Source organism: Mucilaginibacter humi, from assembly GCF_013087555.1.
In genome coordinates this window covers 1-24,976 of the sequence record NZ_JABFCR010000050.1, presented here as the reverse complement: position 1 = coordinate 24,976, position 24,976 = coordinate 1, and the positions used below count along the sequence as shown (strand labels likewise).

The 24,976-nt window shown below is 43.1% G+C and carries 31 protein-coding genes and 5 pseudogenes; 18 read left to right on the top strand and 18 right to left on the bottom strand.

All coding sequences use genetic code 11. From position 1 onward, the window contains the following. From HK413_RS10910 to HK413_RS10860, 12 genes are all read right to left on the bottom strand, one after another. On the bottom strand, positions 1-1,044 hold a 1,044-nt coding region (locus HK413_RS10910), incomplete at its 3' end, for an O-antigen ligase family protein (RefSeq protein WP_175270188.1). 296 nt (positions 1,045-1,340) lie between these two features. Further along, positions 1,341-2,078, bottom strand: coding sequence for a DUF1972 domain-containing protein (locus HK413_RS10905; RefSeq protein WP_217452256.1), 738 nt, complete (start codon positions 2,076-2,078; stop codon positions 1,341-1,343). Between the two features lie 82 nt (positions 2,079-2,160). Next, positions 2,161-2,346, bottom strand: coding sequence for a hypothetical protein (locus HK413_RS15445; protein ID WP_217452255.1), 186 nt, complete (start codon positions 2,344-2,346; stop codon positions 2,161-2,163). Further along, the gene (locus HK413_RS10900; protein ID WP_175270187.1) at positions 2,343-3,422 is read right to left on the bottom strand and encodes a glycosyltransferase family 4 protein; all 1,080 of its coding nucleotides are present in this window, start codon (positions 3,420-3,422) and stop codon (positions 2,343-2,345) included. Before HK413_RS10900 ends, HK413_RS15445 begins: the two co-directional genes overlap by 4 nt. 1 nt (position 3,423) lies before the next feature. Then, a complete protein-coding gene (locus HK413_RS10895; protein ID WP_175270186.1) occupies positions 3,424-3,597 on the bottom strand; it encodes a hypothetical protein in 174 nt (57 codons plus the stop codon). Beyond that, on the bottom strand, positions 3,579-4,382 hold the full coding sequence (locus HK413_RS10890) for a glycosyltransferase (RefSeq protein ID WP_175270185.1): 804 nt from the start codon (positions 4,380-4,382) through the stop codon (positions 3,579-3,581). The genes HK413_RS10895 and HK413_RS10890 overlap by 19 nt, the downstream gene beginning before the upstream one ends. Further along, positions 4,379-4,867 (bottom strand): hypothetical protein, encoded by a 489-nt coding sequence (locus HK413_RS10885; RefSeq protein ID WP_175270184.1) that lies wholly within the window; start codon positions 4,865-4,867, stop codon positions 4,379-4,381. Before HK413_RS10885 ends, HK413_RS10890 begins: the two co-directional genes overlap by 4 nt. Then, positions 4,842-6,029, bottom strand: a complete 1,188-nt coding sequence (locus HK413_RS10880; RefSeq protein ID WP_175270183.1) for a hypothetical protein — start codon at positions 6,027-6,029, stop codon at positions 4,842-4,844. Before HK413_RS10880 ends, HK413_RS10885 begins: the two co-directional genes overlap by 26 nt. Before the next feature lie 278 nt (positions 6,030-6,307). After that, the gene (locus HK413_RS10875; RefSeq protein WP_175270182.1) at positions 6,308-6,574 is read right to left on the bottom strand and encodes a polysaccharide biosynthesis C-terminal domain-containing protein; all 267 of its coding nucleotides are present in this window, start codon (positions 6,572-6,574) and stop codon (positions 6,308-6,310) included. 2 nt (positions 6,575-6,576) lie between these two features. After that, positions 6,577-7,497, bottom strand: coding sequence for an oligosaccharide flippase family protein (locus HK413_RS10870; protein ID WP_317169495.1), 921 nt, complete (start codon positions 7,495-7,497; stop codon positions 6,577-6,579). 155 nt (positions 7,498-7,652) lie between these two features. Beyond that, entirely contained in the window at positions 7,653-8,018 is a 366-nt protein-coding gene (locus HK413_RS10865; protein ID WP_175270180.1) for a glycosyltransferase family protein, read from the bottom strand. After that, entirely contained in the window at positions 7,993-8,499 is a 507-nt protein-coding gene (locus HK413_RS10860) for a glycosyltransferase family 2 protein (RefSeq protein WP_175270179.1), read from the bottom strand. The genes HK413_RS10865 and HK413_RS10860 overlap by 26 nt, the downstream gene beginning before the upstream one ends. A 204-nt stretch (positions 8,500-8,703) precedes the next feature. On the opposite strand from HK413_RS10860, the gene HK413_RS18050 reads away from it, so the two are divergent. From HK413_RS18050 to HK413_RS10815, 10 genes and pseudogenes are all read left to right on the top strand, one after another. Beyond that, complete coding sequence (locus HK413_RS18050; RefSeq protein WP_246230324.1) at positions 8,704-9,021, top strand: RNA polymerase sigma factor; 318 nt, start codon at positions 8,704-8,706, stop codon at positions 9,019-9,021. After that, positions 8,984-9,343 (top strand): RNA polymerase sigma factor, encoded by a 360-nt coding sequence (locus HK413_RS18045; protein WP_246230322.1) that lies wholly within the window; start codon positions 8,984-8,986, stop codon positions 9,341-9,343. The genes HK413_RS18050 and HK413_RS18045 overlap by 38 nt, the downstream gene beginning before the upstream one ends. After that, positions 9,340-10,647 carry a hypothetical protein gene (locus HK413_RS10850; protein WP_175270178.1) on the top strand — a complete coding sequence of 436 codons (1,308 nt, stop codon included), beginning with the start codon at positions 9,340-9,342 and terminating at the stop codon, positions 10,645-10,647. Before HK413_RS18045 ends, HK413_RS10850 begins: the two co-directional genes overlap by 4 nt. Positions 10,648-10,649: 2 nt before the next feature. Continuing rightward, complete coding sequence (locus tag HK413_RS10845) at positions 10,650-11,195, top strand: YceI family protein (protein ID WP_175270177.1); 546 nt, start codon at positions 10,650-10,652, stop codon at positions 11,193-11,195. 30 nt (positions 11,196-11,225) lie between these two features. Then, positions 11,226-12,139: pseudogene (locus HK413_RS22260) on the top strand (DUF5777 family beta-barrel protein). Between the two features lie 28 nt (positions 12,140-12,167). Next, a complete protein-coding gene (locus HK413_RS10830) occupies positions 12,168-12,614 on the top strand; it encodes a QcrA and Rieske domain-containing protein (RefSeq protein WP_175270174.1) in 447 nt (148 codons plus the stop codon). A gap of 220 nt (positions 12,615-12,834) precedes the next feature. Next, positions 12,835-13,122 carry a J domain-containing protein gene (locus HK413_RS21295; RefSeq protein ID WP_317169494.1) on the top strand — a complete coding sequence of 96 codons (288 nt, stop codon included), beginning with the start codon at positions 12,835-12,837 and terminating at the stop codon, positions 13,120-13,122. Between the two features lie 41 nt (positions 13,123-13,163). Further along, on the top strand, positions 13,164-13,283 hold the full coding sequence (locus tag HK413_RS21290) for a KTSC domain-containing protein (protein ID WP_317169493.1): 120 nt from the start codon (positions 13,164-13,166) through the stop codon (positions 13,281-13,283). Positions 13,284-13,689: 406 nt separating this feature from the next. After that, positions 13,690-13,953: an OmpA family protein gene (locus HK413_RS18040; protein ID WP_246230320.1), complete on the top strand. Its 264-nt coding sequence runs from the start codon at positions 13,690-13,692 to the stop codon at positions 13,951-13,953. 138 nt (positions 13,954-14,091) lie between these two features. Further along, positions 14,092-14,564, top strand: a pseudogene (locus HK413_RS10815) (ribonuclease H-like YkuK family protein). A 77-nt stretch (positions 14,565-14,641) separates the two neighbouring features. Here the strand turns inward: HK413_RS10815 and HK413_RS19990 are convergent. From HK413_RS19990 to HK413_RS10805, 6 genes are all read right to left on the bottom strand, one after another. Then, complete coding sequence (locus HK413_RS19990; RefSeq protein WP_317169492.1) at positions 14,642-15,133, bottom strand: serine hydrolase domain-containing protein; 492 nt, start codon at positions 15,131-15,133, stop codon at positions 14,642-14,644. Then, a complete protein-coding gene (locus tag HK413_RS19985; protein WP_262886886.1) occupies positions 15,082-15,516 on the bottom strand; it encodes a serine hydrolase in 435 nt (144 codons plus the stop codon). The genes HK413_RS19990 and HK413_RS19985 overlap by 52 nt, the downstream gene beginning before the upstream one ends. After that, positions 15,468-16,355 (bottom strand): serine hydrolase domain-containing protein, encoded by an 888-nt coding sequence (locus HK413_RS19980; protein WP_262886885.1) that lies wholly within the window; start codon positions 16,353-16,355, stop codon positions 15,468-15,470. Before HK413_RS19980 ends, HK413_RS19985 begins: the two co-directional genes overlap by 49 nt. Positions 16,356-16,431: 76 nt before the next feature. Then, positions 16,432-16,632: an amidohydrolase family protein gene (locus tag HK413_RS18030; protein ID WP_317169491.1), complete on the bottom strand. Its 201-nt coding sequence runs from the start codon at positions 16,630-16,632 to the stop codon at positions 16,432-16,434. Between the two features lie 153 nt (positions 16,633-16,785). After that, positions 16,786-17,055 (bottom strand): amidohydrolase family protein, encoded by a 270-nt coding sequence (locus HK413_RS19975; protein WP_262886884.1) that lies wholly within the window; start codon positions 17,053-17,055, stop codon positions 16,786-16,788. A gap of 32 nt (positions 17,056-17,087) precedes the next feature. Then, entirely contained in the window at positions 17,088-18,059 is a 972-nt protein-coding gene (locus HK413_RS10805; protein WP_262886883.1) for an amidohydrolase, read from the bottom strand. A 294-nt stretch (positions 18,060-18,353) separates the two neighbouring features. Between HK413_RS10805 and mutL the strand changes: the two are divergent. The 8 genes and pseudogenes from mutL to HK413_RS10770 form a co-directional block, all read left to right on the top strand. Further along, positions 18,354-20,210, top strand: a pseudogene (gene mutL / locus HK413_RS22255) (DNA mismatch repair endonuclease MutL). A 17-nt stretch (positions 20,211-20,227) separates the two neighbouring features. Continuing rightward, a complete protein-coding gene (locus HK413_RS10795) occupies positions 20,228-20,941 on the top strand; it encodes a rhomboid family intramembrane serine protease (protein ID WP_175270173.1) in 714 nt (237 codons plus the stop codon). A 16-nt stretch (positions 20,942-20,957) separates the two neighbouring features. Continuing rightward, positions 20,958-21,599, top strand: a complete 642-nt coding sequence (locus tag HK413_RS10790) for a rhomboid family intramembrane serine protease (protein WP_246230319.1) — start codon at positions 20,958-20,960, stop codon at positions 21,597-21,599. Then, the gene (locus tag HK413_RS18025; protein ID WP_246230317.1) at positions 21,578-21,847 is read left to right on the top strand and encodes a DUF6576 domain-containing protein; all 270 of its coding nucleotides are present in this window, start codon (positions 21,578-21,580) and stop codon (positions 21,845-21,847) included. The genes HK413_RS10790 and HK413_RS18025 overlap by 22 nt, the downstream gene beginning before the upstream one ends. Beyond that, positions 21,816-22,109 carry a hypothetical protein gene (locus HK413_RS10785; RefSeq protein ID WP_175270172.1) on the top strand — a complete coding sequence of 98 codons (294 nt, stop codon included), beginning with the start codon at positions 21,816-21,818 and terminating at the stop codon, positions 22,107-22,109. Before HK413_RS18025 ends, HK413_RS10785 begins: the two co-directional genes overlap by 32 nt. Before the next feature lie 303 nt (positions 22,110-22,412). Then, positions 22,413-22,925, top strand: a complete 513-nt coding sequence (locus HK413_RS10780) for an endonuclease/exonuclease/phosphatase family protein (protein ID WP_175270171.1) — start codon at positions 22,413-22,415, stop codon at positions 22,923-22,925. A 114-nt stretch (positions 22,926-23,039) separates the two neighbouring features. Continuing rightward, positions 23,040-24,499: pseudogene (cysS, locus tag HK413_RS10775) on the top strand (cysteine--tRNA ligase). Positions 24,500-24,718: 219 nt separating this feature from the next. Beyond that, positions 24,719-24,976: pseudogene (locus tag HK413_RS10770) on the top strand (nuclear transport factor 2 family protein); the annotation flags it as partial.

Genomic DNA, 24,976 nt, shown 5'->3' with positions numbered 1-24,976 from the left:
AGCTATAACGGCTTTCTTATCCTCCGAAAAAATAAAAAACGAAAAGAAGAAGGCGTAAAATATGATGCCTTTATCTACATCCAGCAGGTTTTCTGACAGCGATACCACCGCTACCACCAGCATAAAGCTAAAGAACAAAAGATCTTTTCTTCGCAACGCCTGCTTAAAGCCAAACCACAAAGTAGCCAGGTAGATAAACAAGCCTATAATACCCGATTTTAGCAGCATGCTTAAATACTCGTTATGCGCGTTAAGATTGTTCAGAAACGAATTATAGTACTTCTTTTGGAAAAAGCTTTCATGTAATAAGCCAAGTTCTGAGCCTGCACCATAACCAATTATTGGCGATTTGCTGATCAATTCGGTAGCGGTGCCCCAACGGTCAAGGCGCGAATCAAAAGCCTTATCGGTACTTGTTAAAGCGAGGTCGTATTTTAAATCGTTTACCAGCCGCACCCTGAAATTGCCAACGGTAAATAACATAATGATAAGCACTACTGATAATGATGCCGTAACCGCAATAAACCTTACCCGCTTTTTATCCATCAATAAAAAATAAGGCACAGCCAGGTTGATGATTAAAAACAGCGCGACAAAAATAGATTTTGAACTTAACTGAATTATCCCGGCTAATAAAATAACGCTGCAAATAATATAAATAGCCTTGTTAATGACCGGCTGTTTCTTTAATAATTCTGATAGCAGGTATACCAGCGCCATAACCAGTTGCAGCGAGAAAAATGTGGCGTGCATTTCAATGGAGTCAGAAAAATTTTGATTGGTAAATGCTCCAGAAACGATAGCGCGCAGCGGCAACCTATAATGCCTGATGGTATAAAAAGCATCAGCATACAAATACAATACAACCAAAGTACATACCAGTGAGAACCCCAACAATAATTGATTGCGATATTTCTTCAGATCAAAAGGCGATAGAGAAAAGAGTATGGGGAACAATAATATAGTGATATGTTTGCCCCACTGGTTAAAAGCTTCGGGGCGGTTAATGGTGTAAATGGTGCTTAACAGCGTAACAAAAAACACCGATTGTAATAACAGGTTACTAACTGTAAAAACCGGTTTGATGTCTCTTCTGTTCAGTTGAATAAGCGTATGCAGGCAAAAGCTTGCCAGGATAATGTGGCTGTAAAAAAATCAAAAGGGAGGCTGGCTATAAAAGCCAGTAAATGGTAGTAGCTTATTTTAGTTGCCGGCGCACCGTGTTTAAGAAATAAGCCTTCCATTGTTGTAATCATGATAGCACTCAATAGCGTATTGTTCGTAGCCGTCAACCACGCTTTCCCAATTAAACAGGTGCTTTATTTTTTGCAGGTTGTTTTTTACCATAGTTTTTCGGGGTCATGCCTTTGTACCGTTTCAACCAGCTGTTTTACATCATTTGGATTTGAAAAATAGAAAGCATCAGTACTTAAAACAGCCTGGTTAAACGGGTTGTTATGTGCGGCTATTAAAGCCTCGCTGGCCATAGCTTCTAATAACGATGGGTTGGTACCGCCCACACTATGCCCATGAAAATACAGGTACGAATTATTTTGCAGCGCCCTAACTTTGCCAGTGTCAAAAATCGACCCTTTAAACTCTATCCTGCTATCGTTTTGAAATTTATGGGTGATAAATTTGCCGAAGCGATTGCCGGTATCGCCCAAAACTTTAAATGGCTTGTTAGAATTACTCTGGTTATAACCCTCTAAAATTGTTTCTATATTGTTTTCAGGCTCCATGCGGGCCATCAGTAAAAAATAATCTTCTTTGGCAGCTTCGGCCGGGGTTATTTGCTCGCGTTCTATAGGTGAGATCATATCAGCGCCATACGGGATATACCGGCTGTTGATATCGTACTTGCGGGCCAGGTATTGTTTAATAACCATCGAGTCGGACACGTAATACTGGCTATGTTTTACAGCCAGCTTTTCGGCATATTTTAAAAAATTTTGTACCGGTTTTGAGTATTTGGAGCGCTTCCACTCCAGCCCGTCCATATTGGTAATGATGGCGCTTCGCTCAGGATATAAACTGCCCCAAACCGAGCTGCTGGTATATCCCATAATAATGATCACATCAAAATTGCGTTTACGCGAGTCGCGGATGCAGTTCAGATCATAAACAAACTGCCCTGCCGAGCCGATTAAATATTCGGGGTCATAGCAATGGATGATGTTTACACCGTTCCGTGTCCTGCGTATACGGGTGGTTGTGTGAGTTATATACGCTTACCGTGTGCCCGCGCTTAGCCAATCCTGCCGATACATATTCTGATATATGCTCAAACCCACCGTAGTGGTTCGGGATGCCCCGGGTTCCTAATATCGCTATCTTTAATTTCATGTGGCAGCTAATATTTGTTGATACGCAGCAAATGTGCTTTTGGCTGCCTGCGCCCATGTATATTTTTCCAAAATTTTTTCGCGTAGGCTATCCAGCCTTACAGTAGTACTTGCTTCTTCAACAGCGGCTAATATACTTTTCGGCTTCGCCGGATCACAATAGAAGGCATAATATTCAAAATATTCGCGGGTGTCGCCTTTGTCTGTTATCACCAGGTTGCACCCCATGGCAGCCGCTTCAAGCGAACTTAGGCCCGTAGTTTCAAACCAGCTGGGCAAAATATGTACGCCTGCCTGCTGATAATAAGCTACCAGATCGGTTTGGGGCAAATGGTCGATAAATTGGATGTTTGCTGCTGCTATTCTTCGGCACTCGTCATAATACGCCTGTTGGTTGGGGCTATGGTTACCTATCAGTAATAATTTAAAGCGGGTGTTATTTAAGGCTTTTATCAGGTTAAGCTGGTTTTTTATCCCCTCTATCCGTGCCACGCATAAAACCATATTGTTATCCTTCATGATTGAGCTATCATGGTTAAATAAAGCAGGATTGATACCATTGGGTATCACCCGGTATTTAACCTGTTGCGGATAGGACTTCATCAAACGCTGATATTCCGACTCGGAATTAGGCAATATCATAGCTGCATTGCGCAGGATTTCCATAATGCTTTTACGCTGACCCTTCCAGATATAGCTGCGGCTTGACAGGTGGTCGCGGCCCAATAGCCAGCGGGCCATCGTTTTTATATATTCGATACTATTTGAAGGCAGATAGCTAAACAAAGCACCAATGCCTTTACGGTGATGTTTATCGTATTCGCTGTAATTAACCAAAATAGTTGAAACCACATAAGGCTTGCCGGCTTTTTTGCTATGATATAAAATATCAGCCGGGCGAATGATGTTAAAGAAATGCAGCAGATCGTACCTGCTATAATCAATAACATCATTCGCCAACATTACTTCCGCAACAACACCCAGCTCTTTTAATTGCGAAGCGGTTTGTACTGCCTGAACCGTATCCCCACCGGGTACGATATATAAAGTCGATCGTGCTATTATTGCTACCCTCATACTATAAACGGTTAGGGCTAAGTTTATGCAGCCACGCTATAAAGCTTTCGGGGAAATAACTTAACATGTACAGCAGGTAGTTCTCCAGCCGTAACGGATAGATCCTGATGGCCCGGTTAAAATAATCGCGGGCCTTTTCGGGCTGGTGGTTATCTGTCAGGAATTTTTGCCGCATAAAGCATTATAGGCGCCCTCTTTTATTTTGCGGACGTCCCGGTCCTTAATTATAGCCAGCAGCTCATTACCCTCGGCGGCAGTTATGAAGCCGCGCAGTACAATCTCGCGCTTTAATTCCCGGAACCTTCGTCCCCGCCATTTCTCATCAATAGTTACCGATGATGAGTTGAGGCGGTATTTTATCAGCGGTTCTGTAAGGTTGCAAAGCCTGCCCGAGCCTGCAAGGTTGGCCCACAATAAATAATCCTCAAAGTTATGGGCATGGGTCGGATAGCCGCCCGCATCAATCACCGCCTGCTTTTTGTACATAACGGCGGGGTGCACAAACGGGCAGTAAAAATATAATTTATCGATGATCTGCTCGTGCGAGTAGGCGATACAATGAAAGTCAAATAAAAACTCACCGTTCTCTAAAATGTATTTGGCCTCGCTGCCTACTAAAATATATTCGGGGTTATCCTGTAAAAACCGCACCTGTTTTTCTAACCGGTAAGGGTAGCAAACATCATCCGCATCAAACCTTGCAATGTAGGGAGCCCTTGCATGTGCCAGGCCGGTATTTAAAGCAGCTGCAACGCCTTTATTGGACTGGCTGATCAATACTATACGGTCGTCCTTAAAGCTGTCGATGATGGCCACTGTTTCATCTGTCGAGCCGTCGTTTACAATCAGCAATTCAAAGTCGGTATAGGTTTGTTGCAGCACCGACGTAATTGCTTCGGCAATATATTTTGCAGCATTGTAAGCCGGCATTAAAACGGTTATGCTTGGCGTGGCGGTCATGCTATTACGGTTTTAGGGGTTAACGGTAACTGACTTTCTTTAATATCTAAAAATAACAATAACTCAAACAATACCACTACCGATAGCTGCTCGAACCAATAGTCGATAAAAAATATCGACGATAATAAGATTAATAACGGGATGCCGTAAGTGAGCTTTTTATGATGCCGGGCAAAAAACCACAGGTAATAAATAAACAAGGCCAATAGACCCAATAAACCATATTCGGATAGTAATTGATCATATACTGAAAATGGACTGTTAGTTAACGAGTGGGTGCCCGCCGCCCTGCTGAAAAAAGAAAGGTAAACATCCGTGTGGTTCCTCAAAAAATCAGGGTTAATGTAAACGTATTTTTTAGGATAACCCCCGCTAAAATTTAACCCGGTTGCCTTAAATGCCAGTTTCGACGAAAAATTGCCAACGCCCTCACCAAAAAATATTTTAGCAGGGTGTTGCTTAAAAAAATTTAAGGTCTGTTTCATCCCCGTAATTTTCCCGGGGTGGGGCTCCGTGTATGGGTTTTGAAACAGGCAGTTCTCGCTCATGCGCGGTTACAAAATCGTGTAACTGAGTTTGTTCTTTTGGGGTCGATCGCAACCATTGATATCCCGGCAGGTTAAGATTAGGCTTAGGTAGAATTATTTTGCCGGTTGGGGTAGTTACTACTCCCGCAGGCAAGGTGTTAGTTACAATCTTAGGCGTATGTGCTTTATATAAACTGTCGAGATAGAGGGTTGCTATCTTTTCCTTTTTCTCTTCGGGTGTAAGCGTGCTATCCGGCCGTAAGGTAATGCGTATGGTATTATCGACCAGCCATGGGGAGATTACCGGCTTTTTGTATAAGGCGGTTTTTATCGTGTTTAATGCATAATCATTATTCTGTGGGGATATTTTAGCCATAAACACCACCAGAACCCCGGCAAACAACGATAATGCTTTTCTGATCGCGGTTGCTTTTAAAAACAAACAGGAACCCCGGAGAGCGATTACCAGCAAATTGATAAAATTACTGGCCGTAAGTAATAACACCGCCATACAAACCAGCGTCATCAGAAAGTTTTTGCGGGTTAAAAAGTAAACCACTCCAAAAGCATTTATTACGGAGTTGGTTATTGATGAGTCGAACGTTAGCCCCTTTATAAAATCGCCGGTACTGATGAAGTATTTTTGGTACTCGCCCCGGTAAGTAAATGGGTTAAGTGCATGGGTATGTACTATAATAGCGCCTATATTTAACAGCGATACAGCTGTATTAATAATAAAGAAAATAACCGTGGTTTGATTAATTACCGCTACCGTGTTCCTTTCAACTGTCAGCTTAATTTGGTGTATCGCTAAAATACTTACTAACCAAAAACCTATGCCGGTTATAAAAACCAGGTTATAGTTTAAATTGGTGTAGCGCCCGTTAAGTAAGTACCCAATTACCGCCAGCACAATTATCAGCGGGTAAAAAAGCGGCAGCCTTGAGCCTTTAAGTCTGAAGCCAAATTTAAAATTGAAGTTTAACAGGTAGATGGCGGCAAGCGCAACAACCTTTACCGCCAGCTTAACATCTAAAAACAGCACCAAAAACAGCAGTAATTTCCAGTCGGTGCTGCCTTTTATTTTTATTAAATTAAATGCGATTGGCTTTTGGGTCATCCGATTTTTACAGGGGCAAATCACCGGGTTAATCCCGGTAGAGGGATTACGGGCGGAAATTGGGAATGGTTGCCTGTATACTAAGTTCCCCTCTTGAGAGGGGTGCGGTGGGCGGTGCGGCCGCAGGGGTGTGTATGCGCGCGAAAGGACACACCCCTCCGCCCCTCTCAAGAGGGGAATCGCACTGGCCGCGCCTTATTATCCGATTAAAGTTTTGATCTGATGTCTATCACTCAACCGTATCTGCCCGGTGATAAACAACAACCCCAAATAAACCACTATCGACACCGGTATAATCGCCCGGTACCGTGCAAAATAGCCTTTGCCCCCATCCCGCTCACCAATGCGCAGGCAGTACAGATTAATAAAGGCTGCCAGATATGTTTTAGTTCGGCCGGGGTGTTTTTGCTGAGATAGAAAATGATTTGCGCTATGCAAGCCAGCAGGAAGGCAATAGCTGCTCCCTCGTTTTTATAGATGGGGATAAGCACCACATCGCCCACCACATTTACGGCCAGCGTAACCATAAAGGCATGCAATATCATTTTTAAGCGCCCCTGCGCAAAGAAGATCGTCCACAAAAAATTCTCCGGTACAGCAGGGGCAGGCAAAGCGACAGGATAAAAATGGTATTAACATTAACCGCCCCGTATTTGCCTTGCGTAACCCAATCAATAATGGGCGACCAGTAGATATTTAACAACAGCACTGTAAACGCTGCAACTATCATCTCTACCCTGATCAAAAACTTCAACCCCGCTATATTAATAACGCCCTGCTTAAACATTTTGGTAAACCCGGGGATAAGCAACGGTGCTATGGCCAATAACGGCAGAGTAGCGATCTCAAACAACTTATAGGCAAAACTATACTCGGCCAGTTTAATGGACGATAGCATGAAGCCGATAAAGATCCAATCGAACCGGGCCAGCGATGAGGTAATTAGTACAACGCCCATTTGTGGCAGCGCTTCGCGGATAAGGTTGAAATAATTGGGCCCGTCCCATTTTAAACGTACCGGCATTTGGGCTTTGGTTTTAAACAGGGTAAAGCCAATTATAAATTCTAAAGTATCGCCAATAATAAAAATGGCGACAATTACAGATAGATCAATACTATGCAGCAACAGCGCCACCACCAAACAAACACAACGTACAAAATTTGATATAACCGATAGCCGTGCCATTAGTCTGAATCTTTCCAACCCGTTGGCGGCTTGTTTGTAGGGAGTGGAGAGATAGATCATCAGCTTGCCTATGCCAACTAGTAATAGCAACCCATATACCTGTGGGAGGTTGGGGAATAACAGGTAGCCGGCTAATAACAAACCGTAAAACAGCAGTCCGGTTATTAAAGTATGAGTGATGTATAGCGAAAGGGCCGATTCTTTATGGTCATCAGCAGCTATTTTTTTAACGATGAGCTGATCCATCCCGCAGGAAAGAATATTAAACACGGCCAGCAAAATAGCCAGCGCCAGTTTAGCAGGCCAAAGTTGGCCTTACTTAATGTGGTAGACAGGATATAAAATATAACTAACCCAAAAAGTTGGTTTGCAACCAACTGCAAGGCATTTGCCGATAGATTTTTAAGATGGCCTTGTTTCACCGCTGGGTTAAATAATTAATATTCAACCGCTAAGTTAGGTTTTAGGTATTGTTTTTTCTTCCGGGTGTTTTCAAAACGCAGCAGGTAATGATATTTAAGCCATTTGTTTTTATAGGTTATACGGGCAATGTCCAGGCCTTCTTTCCCGTCCCTAAACCCGCCAAATAAAATAAAGCTTTTAACAAAGCTAAACACAGGCGATAAATACAGGTTTACCATATTAACTTTTTTGCCACTGTTCAGGTATTTCTCGGCGCTAAGGCGTGCATAATATATGGCCTTGGCGTAACACTCGGCACTGTCTTTTACCGAGTAGTGATGCATCGCGCCATCCGTGCGCTGCATTTGTGTATCATCAGGCAGCAGCAGGGTTTCGTGCACGCTTGATTGCGACCACCGTACCGGTGCGGTTAAACAAACGAATATGATGATCGCGCCCCCAACTGCCATAGCGGATGAGCTTTTTACCGAAATAAGATTTAAACTTAATATCGTACACCATGGTTGGGTCGGAAAGCTTTAAGCTATGTAGCGATAGCACAAGTTCCGTGTCGGCAATTTCATCAGCATCAACGCTTAGTATCCAGTCGTATTTAGCCAGGTCAATGCCCTTGTTTTTATTGGCGCCGTAACCATCCCAGTTTTTTTGATAAACCCGGCAGCCTTCGGCAACAGCTATATCATAAGTTTGGTCTGTACTATAATTATCTATGATAATAATATCATCGGTGATCAGTTTCGCGGCAGCTATGCATTCGGCAATAACTTCTGCTTCATTTTTGGTAATAATAACTACAGATACGGGTATCATGTTAAAGATAATTATATGTTTTAAACAGGTAACTACTACAAACACGAACACAAAGTACAAAAAGGTTGCCCATCACCCTAAAAATTACAAATGGAAATATAGAAAGGCCTGTGTTTAAACATTAATTGATTTTATTTAGGCTGATTTTCAATTAATTTCAATTAATTTTAAGTGTGCGGGCAACCTTTACGTATAAATCTACGTGATGGGTGTAGTTTAGCGCGTAATTAACATTAGCAACTATTAACAACCCTTATGGGCGAGGAAGAGTTACATCAACTGATCAGGGGCTGTATGAAACAAGACAGGAAATGCCAGAAAATGCTGTATAAAGCATTCTATGGTTTTTCTATGGCTATATGTTTACGCTATGCGGGCGATAGGGATGAAGCTGCTGAGGTGATGAACCGGGGATTCTTCAAGGTTTTTACAAAAATAGAATCGTATGATGCTACCAGGCCCTTTAAAGCCTGGCTGGGGCGTATAATGACCAATGTATCTATTGATTATTACCGCGCCAACCTTAAAATGGCCTATGCCGAGGATCTGGACCAAAGCCGAGCATGTTTTTGATGCCAGCGTAGCTACCGATAACAATCTGAAGTATAATGATCTGCTGGCGATGGTGCAGCGGTTGCCACAGGGCTATCGCACCGTATTTAACTTATTTGCGATAGACGGTTATTCGCACGAAGAAATTGCCGATATGCTGAATATAAATATAGGTACATCAAAATCTAATTTATTTAAAGCGAGGCAGAAACTAAAACAAATGATACTGGATGCGGATGCACCCGGTAATTACATAAACGGAACAAATTTTACACCGGTAGTTGCCATAAACGCAGCAAATATTAAACCGGTGTTTTATAATGATAAAGGCATTAGAGAATGAAAAAGGAAAAGGGCATTGACGACATCTTTAAGCACAGCCTGCAGGACCCGGTTCAGGAACCCGGGTTCAGGGAAAGTGACTGGGATGCTTTCGAGCATATGCTTGATAAAGAGAAACCCGCAAGGAGGAGGGTTTATTGGCTACCGCTGTTAAGCGCGGCCGCTGCAGTTATTTTGGTGTTTTTAGGTTGGTTGATGTTTAAACCAGAGGCAACAAACATGCAGCAAGGCACTCAGCAAATCGCAGGTAGTAAACCTGCTAAAACCGGCGAACAACCGGCCAAAGTTACCCAACCGGAGCAACAGCTGCAGGTGGCTGCAACCAACCCGCCTGCAAAAGCTAATGACGTAATTTCTAAACCATCAAACACGGTAAAGAATGAGCAAACAACTATACAGCAAAACAAGGTAGCGCAGGCATATACGGCCGAAAATCTAAAGAAAACTAAACGCGGTAAAGATGGTGCGGTATTACCACCGGCAGGATTAAAATATCCGGCTAAAAATGAAGTAATTGCTCAAGCCGGCACTGATCCGGTGAGATCTTATAATACATTGACAGCGGTAAGCCTGATGCCGGGCATAACCCCTGTTGATTATGATAACAGCCAGGTTTTGGCAGCAAATGTTTTACCCAAATCGGCCATCAGGCCATTAACGGTTTCAAAAGCAGCAGAAGTTAAGAAAACTGGTACTTCGTCGTTCCGCCCGCTGTTTGCTATAACAGCGCTGGCATCGTCAGAAATCAATGGTGTGGGTTCATTTCAATCGGCCAGCAAGGGTACAAACGTTGGTTTAATGTTTACCGCTGGGGTTAAAAAACTGAGCTTAAGCACAGGCGTAAATTATTCGGTTAAGCCCTATTCATTGCCTTTTAGCCAATATACTACTACATATAAATTTAAAAGCCAGCCCGAGTATGTTAATGCCGACTGCCGGGTACTGGATATCCCTATTAATATAGGCTACCGTGTTTACAACAAATCAAGCAATAAAATAACACTGGGCACCGGTATATCATCATATATCATGATGCATGAAAGCTATACTTATGATTATGGCGACCAGGCCAAGGTATACGGCCCGTCATATTACGCCGTGCAGGGAAAAGGTAAATACATGTGGAGCATCATGAACCTGCAGGCCACTTACGAACGTAAAATTAACTCAAACGTGGGCTTAAGCCTGCAACCTTACTTTAAAGTACCCCTGTCTGCAATAGGTTACAGCCAGGTTAAGGTACAAACCTTTGGGGTGGCGGTAGGGCTAAACTGGAACATAAATTCGCTAACAAAACCTAAGTAAACATGAAACATATAAGTATTATTTTACTTGCCGCTTTACTATCAGTAAAAGCAGCAGGGCAGACCCTCTATGCCTGTAAAAACGCACAGATAAGTTTATTTTCGACCGCGCCGATAGAAGATATAGCTGCCAAAACATCAGCCGGGAACTCGGTTTATAATGCCTCAACCGGCGATTTGGTGTTCAGCGTAGCAATCAACACTTTCAAATTCCCCAAATCATTAATGCAGGAGCATTTTAACAGCGACTATTTGGAAAGCGATAAATATCCCCGCGCTACTTTTAAAGGAAAAATAAAAGAGCAGCCCGACCTGACGAAGAACGGCAGCTACCCAATTACTGTTGTAGGTGAGCTTGATGTGCATAATGTTAAACAAAATCGCACCATACAAGGCAACCTCACGGTTAATAATGGAGTAATAACTATGACGGCAGAATTTATGGTGAAATGCGTCGATCATCATATTGATATACCGAAGCTGGTATTTCACAACATAGCCGAAAGCATAAAAATGAATGTTAATGCTACTTATACGGCGGCTAAATAAAATTTAAACACACAACTATCACACACAACAATGAAAAAACACATCGCAGTATTAGCCCTGTTGGCAGTAACCCTGAGCGCGAAAGCGCAGCAAAAGTCGGCTGCCGATTCTTTAATGAACGCCATGAGCGCCAATGACAAACCGGTACCGGTTGCCATATTTAAATCAACCCGACTGGTACTGGCCCAAACTACCGAGATGGTAAAGAAGAACGAATTGAACTTCCAGATCATCCACCGCTTTGGTGATATCGCCGGCACCAATGGCGGCGGCCGTGCCGCATTTGGTATTGACCGTGTTAACGATGTTTTCTTCGGATTTGAATATGGGGTAAGTGATAACTTTAACCTCGACTGGGCCGCAGCACCATTGGCCAGTTGGTACAATTGGAAGCGAAATGGGCGGTATTGCACCAAACATCAAATGGCAGCTCTCCGCTTGCAATAACACTTGTTGGCGAAACCGGAGTAAAACCATACCAAACTGCTACCTTTCCAACCTTTAGCAGCAGGTTATCGTATCTGGCACAAGTTATTATAGCACGCAAGTTCTCGTCTGATCTTTCGTTGCAGGTTGCCCCAACTTATGTAAGTAATAATACGCCCTTCCCACTATTGCCGGGTAACGAAAAATCATTCTTCGCGGTACAGGCATCTGCACGTATTAAGTTAAGCAATCATGCAGGGTTTATATTAGATTACGCGCACCCGTTCTCTAATTTCCGTACAAAAGCTAATGGTTTTGAAGACCCGATAGGTATTGGGTATGAGGTTGAAACAGGCGGCCACGTATTTACGGTAAACGTTACCAACTCAAATTCTGTATCCGAGATGAATATGCTGAGCAATAATCAGCGTCAGTTTTCAAAAGGCCAATACCGCATAGGCTTTACCATATCAAGGATGTTTGATTTTAACCCCAAGGTTAAAAAAGATAAAATGTAATTATAACCATACCCCCAATTAAAACAACATGGAACGCGACGAATTTTTATCGAAACTGGGCATAGGCGCACTGGCTGTATGCATGGGCAGTTGCCCGGCAGCATGCAGTAAAGGCAGCGATGCAACACCATCAAATAATAACGGAGGCGGGGTTAACCCGCCCGCAAGCGGCACCACAATTACTGCCGATCTGAGTTCATCGCTTACCGCCATTGGCGATACTAAGGTTAGTAACGGTGTTATAATTGTACGAACTGCCGCCGGTAATGCCGCAAGCTCATTTACGGCGGTGCAGGTGGCTTGTACGCATGAGGGCACAGCCATAAATTATAACAATAGCCAGAGTTTATTTATTTGCCCTTTACACGGCAGCATATTTAGTAAAAGCGGCGCTGTTGTGCAGGGCCCGGCAACTACCGCGTTAAAACAATATACGGTTACTATCACTAACAATACCCTTACCGTAGTAACATAATTCCTCCTTTATATCCATAAGATTGTCATTGCGAGCGAGGAACGAGCGCGGCAATTGCACGCTGCAAAGTTTGCGATTGCCACGCTTCGCTCGCAATGACAAATTACTATAAGCCAGCTTCGCTTTCATGCTGCCAAAATAAACCGTACCTTTGCGCCATTATTTTCTTGGGCAATAGTAAACGCTTCTGCTTCAACGACAATAAATTACAAAATACAACATGAAAAAAATTGTCGACTACCGCAAGCTTTTAGGCGTTGCAGAAACTGCTGAACTACAGGAATTAAAATCGGTTTACCGCGGATTAATGAAAACGTGGCATCCGGATAAATTCCGTGCCAGCGAAGAAAGTAAACTGGAAGCTGAAGAAAAAAGCAAGACCATTATTGAGGCTTATCACTTCCTGGTAAGTATCGCTCCTGAAACCCGCGACCAATCAAAAGCCGAATACATAGAAACTACAACCAACGCTGCCATTGCCGATTTCGAGTTTAAAAGCCGGTATTAAAGGTAGAATTTACGGACGGTAACGCGTACGAATATTTTGACGTGCCTAAAGCCGTGTATGTAAAACTGGTTAATGCTGATTCGCCGGGAAGGTTTGCGCGCCGCCATATTTATAACGAGTTTGTTTACCGCAGCTTAAGCAAGCTGGTGGCTACAGCGTAGTTTTTTATTTGAGAATTTATAGTTAAAATGCATAGGTGCCACGCGCCTGTTGTTTATATGTTTATAATTATGGGGGTGTATTATTTACAATAACCACTTATAATTGCCGTTTCAAAATAAACAAACCCGTTACAACTATGAAATTTTTAAGAGCACTTTACCTCTCCGTATCTGTATTATCAGCTGTAGTATTATTAAACGCCTGTAAAGCAAAAAAGTAGCACAAACTCCTGCCCCGGTTGCCGAAACTACCACACCTGCACCTGTTGAAACGCCAAAACCGGCGCCGGTTGCCGAAACGCCAAAACCTGCGCCAGCCCCGGTAGTTGAAAAACCCGATTATAACTTTGCCAATATCCAGTTCGAGTTTAACTCGGGCATTTTAAAAACAGCTTCTTATCCAATTATGGACAAAGCCGTTACCGAAATGAAGAAGGACCCGTCGGTAAAATTTGTGCTAAATGGCAATGCATCTGCCGAAGGTACCGATGCCCACAACATGGCCCTATCTGTCGAACGCGCAACCGCAGTAAAGACTTACCTGGTTAATTCGGGCATCAGCGCTGATAATTTGGTAGTTAAAGGTTATGGCGATAAAAAGCCGGTTGCTGATAACTCAACCGAAGCCGGCCGCGTCAGAAATCGCCGTGTTGAGATCAAAAAAATGTAATAATCGCCCTTTCAAGGCTGTTAACGTGTTGATATTTAGGCAAGTGTTAACAAATAAATGATATTAAGGTAACGTTTTTATGGTCCGTTATGCTTTATCTTTAGGATATGCATTAACGGACTACTAAAAACGTACTTTATGACCTGGAGAAAGTTTAGCGGTGACATCATCCAACTACCCATTATTGAAGAAGTAGAACAAGCAATTGAGCGCGAAACCCTGCTGGGCAACAAGCTTAAAGTTTGCATCGGCACCGACTCGCAGGTTAAAGGCAACATTATCGATTTTGCTACCGTTATTGTTTTCCTGCGCGAGGGCCGGGGTGGTTTCATGTTTATCCACCAGAACGCAGTTCGCAAAAAATGAGCATCAAGGAGCGCATGCTTACCGAGGTGCAAAAATCAATAGATATATCCTATAAACTTTGCGACTTGCTTGACCTTTATGACGTAGATCTTGAAGTTCACGCCGATATCAACACCAACCCTATGTTTAAATCAAACCAGGCCCTGCACGAGGCTATGGGTTATATATTGAGCATGGGCTTTGTATTTAAAGCCAAACCCGAGGCCTTTGCCAGTTCGTGCTGCGCTAATAAAATGGTGCAATAGGTGTCATTTACCCACCGAAGCAGGGATCGTAAGATTTCTTTTCGTGCCCTCGTTTGAATGACAACTGATTTTAAATTTTACATCCCTTTCGCTATCGCCTTATAAACTACATCCTGGATCCTTGGCCTTATATTTAAGCTGCCCAGTTTACTGCTAACTGTTGGATAAGTACGGTTTGATAAAAAGATATACACCAGGTTATATTTGGGATCAACCCAAACGCAGGTACCGGTATAGCCGGTATGGCCGTAGGTATAAGGCGATGCCAGTTCTGACGGATATTTACGGTCGGCAATAGGGTCCCAGCGGTCAAAACCATAGCCGCGGCGGCTAATAGGTGATTGCTTGGCCGTAAACAGGTCGACAGTTTCTGACTTTATGAACTGATCGCCGCCATAGGTGCCCTTGTTTAATAGCATCTGGTAAAGGATAGCAATATCATTTGCGCTGGCAAATAACCCTGCATGGCCGGCAACGCCGCCCATTAAGGCGGCGGTAGGGTCATTAACATAACCTATCAGTTCAGATTTTCTGTAAACTTCATCATCTTCTGATGGAATGATCTGCACCTCGGGGAAACGGTAGAGGGGTAAAAACCAGCGGTTTGCATGCTAAGCCTGTTATAAAACTGCTGTTGCACGTATTGGTTAAGCGGCGTTTTCATAATATTCTCTACAATTTGCTGCATTAGCAACATGCTTACATCGCTGTAAACATATTGGCCCCGTGTTTTAAGCGGCGAGTTGTACATAGCCGGAAGCATAATGTCTTTATAATAATCCTTCCGCAAAAAATAGCCGTTATTAACCTTAACCGGGAACGCGGCAGATGAATCGGCGCTATGGTCTGTAGGTTTAATTTTATCAAAAGTTGGGATATCGGGAATCAGCCCCGCCTGGTGCATTAATACCTCGCGTACCTGTAAATCAGCCTTGTTGGTATTACGCGCCATAGGCAGGTAATAAGCCAGGTCGAATCAACATTCAATTTACCTTCGTCCTTTAACTGCATGGCGGTAATGGTCGTCGCCGAGATCTTGGTCATGGATGCCACATCAAAAATATCGGTGATCTTATCAGGTATGTTAGCAGCATAGGTATGGTAACCGTAAGCCTTATTAAATATTACCTTACCATCTTTAGCCACCAGTACAACGCAGCCGGGGGTAGCATGGGCATCCATAGCTTCTTTAGCTATTTTGTCTATATCCTGCAGGTTTTTGCCGGCAATGCCAGCAGCTTCGGGCACGGTATATTGCAGGCGGGTCTTTTCGGTTGTAAAGCCCATGCCAAAACGGTATTTCTGGGTAATACTACCGGTTAGTTTTTGGGTGATGGCAACCCCGCCAAATATGGCTTGCGCACTAAAATAAGCTGCAACCACCGATGCATGATCCGCATAAATTATGGGCACGGTAACGTCGGTTAGCTTAGCCAACTCTTCGCCTTTGCCAAAATAGGCTATCACCATATTCCTTGACTTTTGGTTGTCCGTAATAAAATTTACTAATTCGGTATTGTTCAAATCAGCCTCATTAAGCTGTACAATAATTGTGTTGTATGGCTTCAGATCGGTAGAAAGTTGTGTAAGTGCCCGTTTACCTACATACCCCGCCATGCTATAAGATTCTACTCTTGCATACTTATTTAAAAGGCTGTCAAACCCAACAGCAAACTGGTGCGATAAATGGATGCTGGCAATTTTTAAATTGCCGATGTTGCGTAACGGTATAAGGGAATTATCATTGTTTAATAATACGGTCGATTTTTCGGCCAGCCGCTCTTCTTTCAAATAAGCGAGTCCGGCGTTTTGCGCGCAAGCCGAATTAAATAAAGTAAATGCCAATAAAATTAAAAGAACACAATTATTATTTTTTCTCATATACCTTTTCTCCATTTATATAGGTTTTTAAAACGTTAATATTTGGTAATGCACGTGCATTAGCCTTCATTAAATCCTGGTCGGTTATTACAAAGTCGGCATACTTGCCTACCTCAATGCTGCCTTTTTCTTTTTCCTCAAAATTAGCTTTAGCCGCCCAAATGGTCATGCCTTTTAGCGCTTCCACACGGCTCAAAGCATTTTCTACCCGAAGCCGTTTGCGGGATACCCTTTCAGGTCCTTGCGCACCACAGCGGCGTAAAAAGTATAAAACGGGCTGATATTCTCTACCGGGAAATCGGTCCCTAAAGGCATCCAGCCATTTTGCTGTAATAAATTTTTATAAGCATAGGCAGATTTTAACCTTTCGGCACCCGCGTTGTCCGGCCCAGTACATGTCAGATGTAGCATGCGTAGGCTGTACAGACGGGATAATATTATTTTGCCCAAACAAAGCCACATCACCAGGCGCCACCACCTGCGAATGCTCTATGCGCCACCTGCGGTCGTTCTTGCCCTTTAAGGCTGCCGCGTATATCTTTAATATCACCCGGTTGGCCGAGTCGCCAATGGCGTGGGTACACATCTGGAAGCCTTTTTCGGCTATCATTTTTGCAACTTCTTCAAAATGTTTCTGGCTGCTTAATAAAAAGCCGCTCCGATTTTTTGATCGTTATAAGGCTTTAACAAGCATGCCCCGCGCGAGCCTAATGCACCATCGGCATAAACTTTAAACGAGCGTACATCTAAACCGGGCGTTTTAAATACGCCGCGTTTAAACAGGTATTCATAGTTTTCGGGCCTGTCGGCCAGCATTACATACAGGCGCATTTTTAGCGCACCCTTATGTTGTAGTTCGGCAATAGTATTTACCATGCTATAAGGAAGGCCACAATCATCAACCGTGGTAAGGCCAACGGCGAAACAATTAGCTTGTGCGCTTAATAAGGCGTTTTGGGTTAACTGTTCGGTGGGGTCGGGTATTTTACGGGTGACGATGCCAACGGCGTTATCAATTAATACGCCGGTAAGCTTGCCGTTTATAGTCTCAATTTCGCCACCGGTAACTTTTTGCCCGGGCTTAATGCCAGCTATGTTTAGTGCAGCCTGGTTGGCAATTACGGCATGCCCATCAACCCTGTGCAATATCACCGGGCGCACCGGAAAGGATTCGTCCAGAAGGGCCTTATCTGGGAACTTTTTACCGTCCCATATATTCTGGTCCCAGCCGTTGCCTATTATCCAGCCATCGGCATTGCGGTCGGCATAAGCTTTTACGGTATCAACAACCTCGGCCCAGCTTTTCAGGCCTTTTAAAGGCACTTGCTGCAGGCCCAGGCCGTATTCGTAAAAATGAGCGTGCGCATCAATAAAACCGGGATATATGGCTTTGCCCCCGGCGTCTATAACTTCACGGGCCAGGTATTTTTCTTCTAAAGTATCGGCACTGCCTACTGATATAATTTTGCCACCACTTACTACAAAGGCGTTAGCGGTTGTAAAGGCGCTATCAACTGTATATACTACCGCGTTTTTTACTAACAGGTCGGCGTTGTATTCCTTTTGTTTACATGCTGCAACAAAAAGCAGCACGATGGGCCATAGTTTCTTCATACAGGTGATGTAATGATGTAAATATATTGCACTTAAAGGTATATACAACTATAAAATGATAAAGTTATGATGTTAAAGTGATTTTTTAAGCCTCACCCCAACCCCTCTCCAAAGGAGAGGGGCTTTTTGACTTTGAAAGTATAAATTTCGCATTTAGAACCCTCTCCTTTGGAGAGGGCAGGGTGAGGCAATAGAGCGCGTTCAATGAATGCTATTCCAAGGCAAAAAAGCCCCAAGTTATGCGCCTAATTAGTTAATTTAGCACCGAAAAGTAATTGAAGGAAAATTTTATAAATGTCAGATATAATTCAGCTTTTACCGGATTCAGTCGCTAACCAGATCGCCGCGGGCGAGGTGGTGCAGCGGCCGGCATCTGCAGTGAAGGAACTGATAGAGAATGCGATTGATGCCGGGGCGGACAAGATCCAGTTGATTGTGAAGGATGCCGGCAAATCATTGATACAGGTTATTGATAACGGTTGCGGCATGAGCGGTACAGACGCGCGCATGAGCTTTGAGCGCCACGCCACATCAAAAATTAAGAAAGCCGAGGATCTTTTCGCTATCCGCACCATGGGTTTCAGGGGCGAGGCTATGGCATCTATCGCCGCTATCGCGCAGGTGGAGCTAAAAACCCGCCGCCATGAGGATGAACTGGGAAGTTGTATATGTATCGAAGGATCGGAGGTTATCAAACAGGAGGCTTGCGCCGCTGTCGCCGGTACATCTATATCTGTAAAAACTTATTTTATAACATACCCGCGCGCCGAAACTTTTTAAAGAGCAACCCGGTGGAGATGCGTCATATTATTGACGAGTTTCAGCGTGTCGCTTTAGCACACCCCGAAGTATTCTTCACCCTGCATCACGATGGGCAGGAGGTTTACCACTTACCGGCTACTACGCTAAAACAGCGTGTTATTCATTTATTTGGCAATAACTACAACCAGCGCCTGGTGCCAGTTGAAGAAGATACCACCATTATTAACCTGCGTGGTTTTGTGGGCAAGCCCGAGTTTGCCAAGCGTACAAGGGGGAGCAGTTTTTTTTTGTAAACAACCGTTTTATAAAGGACCCGTATTTGAACCATGCGGTGCTGACGGCTTTTGAAGAGTTATTGCCTGATGATACCTATCCGCTGTATGTGTTGTTTATAGATATCGATCCGTCAAAAATTGATATCAACGTACATCCTACTAAAACCGAGATAAAATACCAGGACGAAAAAGCTATATATGCCATTATCCGCTCGGCAGTTAAGCGATCATTAGGGCGATATAACATTACCCCAAGCCTTGATTTTGACCAGAGAACAGCATTGAGCACCTGATAACGCCAAAGCCTTTCGAGGAGATCATAGCCCCGGTTATTGCCTTTAACCCGGATTTTAATCCGTTTAAAACAGATCGCGAACTGCCTTTTTTGCGCGATAGTAGTGGCAACCGGAGTAATCCTGACAGGAGCAACCCTATCCCCAATAATTGGGATACCTTATACGAGATCAGCAAAAAAGATAATACGGTACAACAGGAGATCCATGTTGAAGAGAAGCTGGCTGTGAATGACCAGAAAATAGCCAAATCAACCGACAGGCAGTTTTTCCGTGTGCATAACCGGTTTATCATGTCGCAGATCAAGTCGGGTTTTATGCTGATCAATCAGCAGGCCGCGCATGAGCGGATCTTGTACGAACGTTTTTTACAGCAGCTGCAAAACCATTCGGGTGTGAGCCAGCAAAGTTTATTCCCGCAATCGCTTACACTAAACGGGGCCGATTTTGAGTTATTAAGAGAGCTGATGCCCGATATCCGCGCGCTGGGTTTTGATATCCGCGAATTTGGTAAAAACACCGTAGTTGTAGAAGGGATCCCGGCCGACCTAAACAATGTGGGCGAACATGAGTTATTAGAGCGTTTGCTGGAAGGCTTTAAAAATAACCTGTCGATATTGAAACTGGATAAGCGTGATAACCTGGCCCGGTCGCTGGCGCGTAACGCGGCTATAAAAGCCGGAACAAAATTATCAGCCGAAGAAATGAACCAGTTAACTGATCAGCTTTTTGCCTGCCAAATGCCAAATGTTGCGCTAAATGGCAAGCCTGTAATTAGTACCTTTACATTAAATGAATTAATAGAACGGTTTGAAAAATAACCGATACAAAATATAATATGCAATCACCCTTCGCAAACCTTTCACCGGTTGTAAAAAACCTGCTAATCATAAATGTAATTTGCTTCCTGCCTTATTTGCTGTTTAATGAGGCAATGGTAAATCAAATTTACAACCCGGCTTCGGCGCATTACTTTGATTCGCCTTTGTTTAAGCCGTGGCAGCCTATCACCTATATGTTCTTTCATGGCGGCTGGATGCACATTATTTTTAACATGTTCGCCTTATACTCGTTTGGCGCTGTGTTAGAGTATTCAATGGGTTCAAAAAGATTTATGATCTTTTATTTTATTTGCGGGCTTGGTGGTATAGCCTTACAATTAATAGTGCAGGCTATTGAGGTGCATGGCATCATAGGTACATTTACAACGCCTGATATTAATGCTACTTTAAACAGTATCCCTTTAGAAGATGCTAAAAAATTAGCGGGTATTTACATGTCATCAATGGTTGGTGCGTCCGGGGCCATATTTGGCTTATTAATAGCCTTTGGTATGATGTACCCCAATGCCGAGTTAATGATCATGTTTATACCGGTACCGGTTAAAGCAAAGTATATTATGCCGGTATATGTATTGTTGGAGCTATCATTAGGTGTAACCCAGTTCGCGGGCGATGATGTGGCGCATTTTGCGCATTTGGGCGGGGCGTTAATAGGGTTTATTTTAGTAAAATCATGGCGCTTGCAGGGCCCTAAAGATTTTCAGTATTAAGCTATAGTATATCATCATGACGTTGTGGCAGGAAATTAATAACAAGATGTTCAGGTCGGGTAGTAAGCTATACCTGCTTATCGGTATTAATGTTATTGTTTTTTTGGTGATTGGCGTGTTATCCATATTTGAGCGGTTAGTATTCAGAACTACCGTGGTTGACGACCTAACCCGTGAGTATTTATATATGCCGGCTTACCTGCCCAAACTGGCCGTGCGCTTCTGGACACCCTTTACTTATATGTTTTTACATGCGGGTATTTTCCATATCCTGTTTAATATGCTTTGGCTTTACTGGCTGGGGCAAATATTTGAAGAATATTTAGGCACCAAATGCACCTTAGGCTTATATTTATTAGGCGGATTGGCCGGTGCCGCATTGTTTGTTATTGCGTATAATATTTTCCCGGCGTTTACGCAAAGCGGGTTAGTGTTAAACAGTTCGGTTGTTGGTGCATCGGCGGCGGTTATGGCGGTAATTGTTGGTGCGGCTACCATAGCGCCAAATTATACTATCTCTTTAATGTTTATAGGCCCGGTGCGCTTAAAATGGCTGGTTATATTTTATGTCGCAGTCGATTTTTTAGGCATAGTTGGACCCAACGCAGGCGGCGAGATAGCGCACTGGGCGGGGCATTGTTTGGCTTTATATATGTAAAGCAGCTACAGCAGGGGCGAGATATGGTGGGTGGTATAGCTAAACTGTTTAAGAAAAAAACTAAACTAAAAGTAGCATCAACAAATCGCGATAAAGGTTCGTCTTCGGGTGCACCACGGCAGGATGAGGTTGACCAGATATTGGATAAAATATCAAAAACGGGATATGATAACCTGAGCAAGCAGGAAAAAGATACTTTATTTCGCGCCAGCAAAAATGAAGAAAAAACAAAAATTACCTTTTATTGATAAGGTGTTTTTATGGATAAACTGCGGTTTATGCCTGGCTTTGCTTATAAGTTACCTTGCCCCGGTAACCGATCCTAAGACAGTCTGGCTCATCGCGTTCTTCGGCCTGGCTTACCCGCCGATATTATTGGTTAACCTGATAATGATTGCTTATTGGCTGTTACGTAAAAGCTGGCTGGTATTGATATCAGTATTAGGTATACTTTGCGGCTTTGGCGTATTAGAAAAAATATCGGTCTCCATCCCGGCAATCGTAATATAAATAAGCCAAAGGCCGATAATGCCGTTAGGATGATGACCTACAACGTACACGATTTTAAAAATACGGCTCAGGAAAAGATATCTCTACCAAAAACGAGATACTAAGTATTATAAGTAATCAACAACCCGATGTTATTGGCATACAAGAGTTTTATAGCCGCAAACGTGGTCAGTATGCAATAATTGATTCTATGAAAAAAATCATGGGTTCTGCTAATTATTATTTTGAAAATTTTGGTGGGAGCGAAGATGAAAAATTGGGTAATGCTATTTTTCAAAATTTCCAATTATTGCAAAAGGGCTTTTGCAGCTATCGCCATTATATAGCGGGAACCAATGTTTATATGCCGATATCAAACAAAACGATCATATTTTCAGAGTTTATAGCGTACACCTTCAATCCATACAGTTTGAACCGGCCGACTATAAGTACATAGATACGGTAACCCAAAAAGGCAAACCCGATTTTAGCTCGACCAAGCGCTTAGGCGGCAAATTAAAAAGAGCATTTATTAAACGTAGCGAACAGGTGGCTTTAATAAGGGCACATGCTAAACAATGTCCATATCCATACATTATATCCGGCGATTTTAATGATACGCCATCATCCTACGCAGTAAACCAGATGTCTAAAGGGCTCAAAAACACCTTTGTCGAAAAAGGCTTTGGCCCGGGCCGTACCTACAACGGTGATTTTCCGAATTACCAGATAGACTATATTATGGTGTCGCCGCAATTTAATGTTGCGAGCTATACTATTGTCGAGAAAAAGTTATCAGACCATTACCCGGTAATTGCCGACCTGATGTTAAAGTGAGTGGTTGATTGTGTAAATAGTTGATTAAGTTATACCAGTGTAAAATAAAACCATTAACTCAATCAACTTAATCTAACCGCTTAACTAAAACTGAAAAATCGTAAGTTTGCCCCCATGAAACAAAATTTATTTGTTTACAATACATTAACACGCAAAAAGAAGAATTTAAGCCGCTTAATGCCCCGCATGTGGGTATGTATGTATGCGGTCCTACTGTTTATAGTGATGTACATTTAGGCAACTGTCGTACCTATATCTCGTTCGATTTGATTTTCAGGTATTTGATGCTGCTTGGCTACAAGGTGCGCTATGTGCGTAACATTACCGATGCAGGCCACTTAGAGGGTGATGCCGGTGACGAGGGCGAAGATAAGATCTCTAAAAAAGCAAAGCTGGCACAGTTGGAGCCAATGGAGATCGTGCAAAAATACTCGGTTGGGTTTCATGACGTGATGCGCATTTTTAACACACTACCACCAAGTATTGAACCTACGGCTACCGGCCATATTAGTGAACAGATTGAACTGGTAAAGCTGATACTGGAAAAAGGCTATGCCTATGAGGTTGACGGCTCTATATATTTCGATGTAGAAAAGTATAATAAAACTCAGGACTACGGCATACTTAACGGCCGTAATTTGGAGGACCTGCTGGTAAATACCCGTACATTAGGCGGGCAGAACGATAAACGCGGCCCGCTTGATTTTGCCTTATGGATAAAGGCGAAGCCCGAGCATTTGATGAAATGGCCCTCGCCGTGGGGCGTTGGTTTCCCCGGCTGGCATTTAGAGTGTTCTGCCATGAGCCATAAGTACCGGGCGATCAGTTTGATATTCATGGCGGCGGTATAGACTTGATGCCTACGCATCATACTAATGAAATTGCGCAAAATGTGGCCAGCTGCGGTAAAAACCCCGCTACTTACTGGATTCATACCAATATGCTTACGGTAAACGGGCAAAAATGTCAAAATCATTAGGCAACAGCTTTTTGCCGCATGAACTTTTACGGGAGAGCATTCTATATTAGACCGGGGGTACAGCCCAATGACCGTGCGTTTCTTTATGCTGCAGGCGCATTACCGCAGTACGCTTGATTTTGGTAACGAAGCCATGGAAGCGTCGGACAAGGGCTTTAAACGATTGATGAACGCGGTTGGGTTATTAGATGGATTGAAGTCATCAGCAACCTCGGACGTTGATATGGCGGCTTTACAGCAACGCTGCTATGATGCCATGAATGATGATTTTAACAGCCCGGTTTTAATAGCCGAATTGTTTGAAGCCACACGCATTATTAATTCGGTACACGATGGTAAACTGAAAGTAGATGCTGATAATTTAGAAATTTTAAAAAACATCATCGCCACTTTTGTGTTTGATGTTTTGGGATTAAAGGATGAGCAAGCCGCAAATGATGATCTCCCCAAAGTCTTGAACCTGATAGTTACCTTGCGTAACCAGTGCAAAAGCCAATCAGGATTATGCTACCTCTGATAAAATACGCGATGGCCTGCAAAAATAGGCTTCCAGTTAAAGGATAGTAAAGAAGGAACAAACTGGAGTAAAATTTAATTCAGTTTTTAACGTTAATATAAAAATTAAAAGCAGATACATTAGTCCGTACAAAATATGCGGACTATATTAACTACAAATCACACACAATGAAAAAAACATACTGGCCGCCATCTGTTTTATTTGTTCAGCATCAATTGCTGTAGCACAATTGCCTGCCAAGGTTAGTAAAGTAGTAGAGGCCGAGGAAAGCTTTAACAAATTAGTAGCAAAAAAGGCATGAAAGAAGGCTTTTTAGCCGTTGCCGATCCGGATGGTATTGTATTCAGACCCAAGCCAGTTAAGATCACTGATTTTTATGCGAACATTGAAAAGCAAGCCGGTTCATTAAGTTGGACACCAAAAATTGCCCGCATTTCCTACAACGGCGATTTGGCATTTACGGCCGGCCCGTATGTATACCAAAATGGTAAAAGTGACGATGATAAAGTTTATGGCGATTATGTATCTGTATGGCGTACTGATGGCGACGGTAAA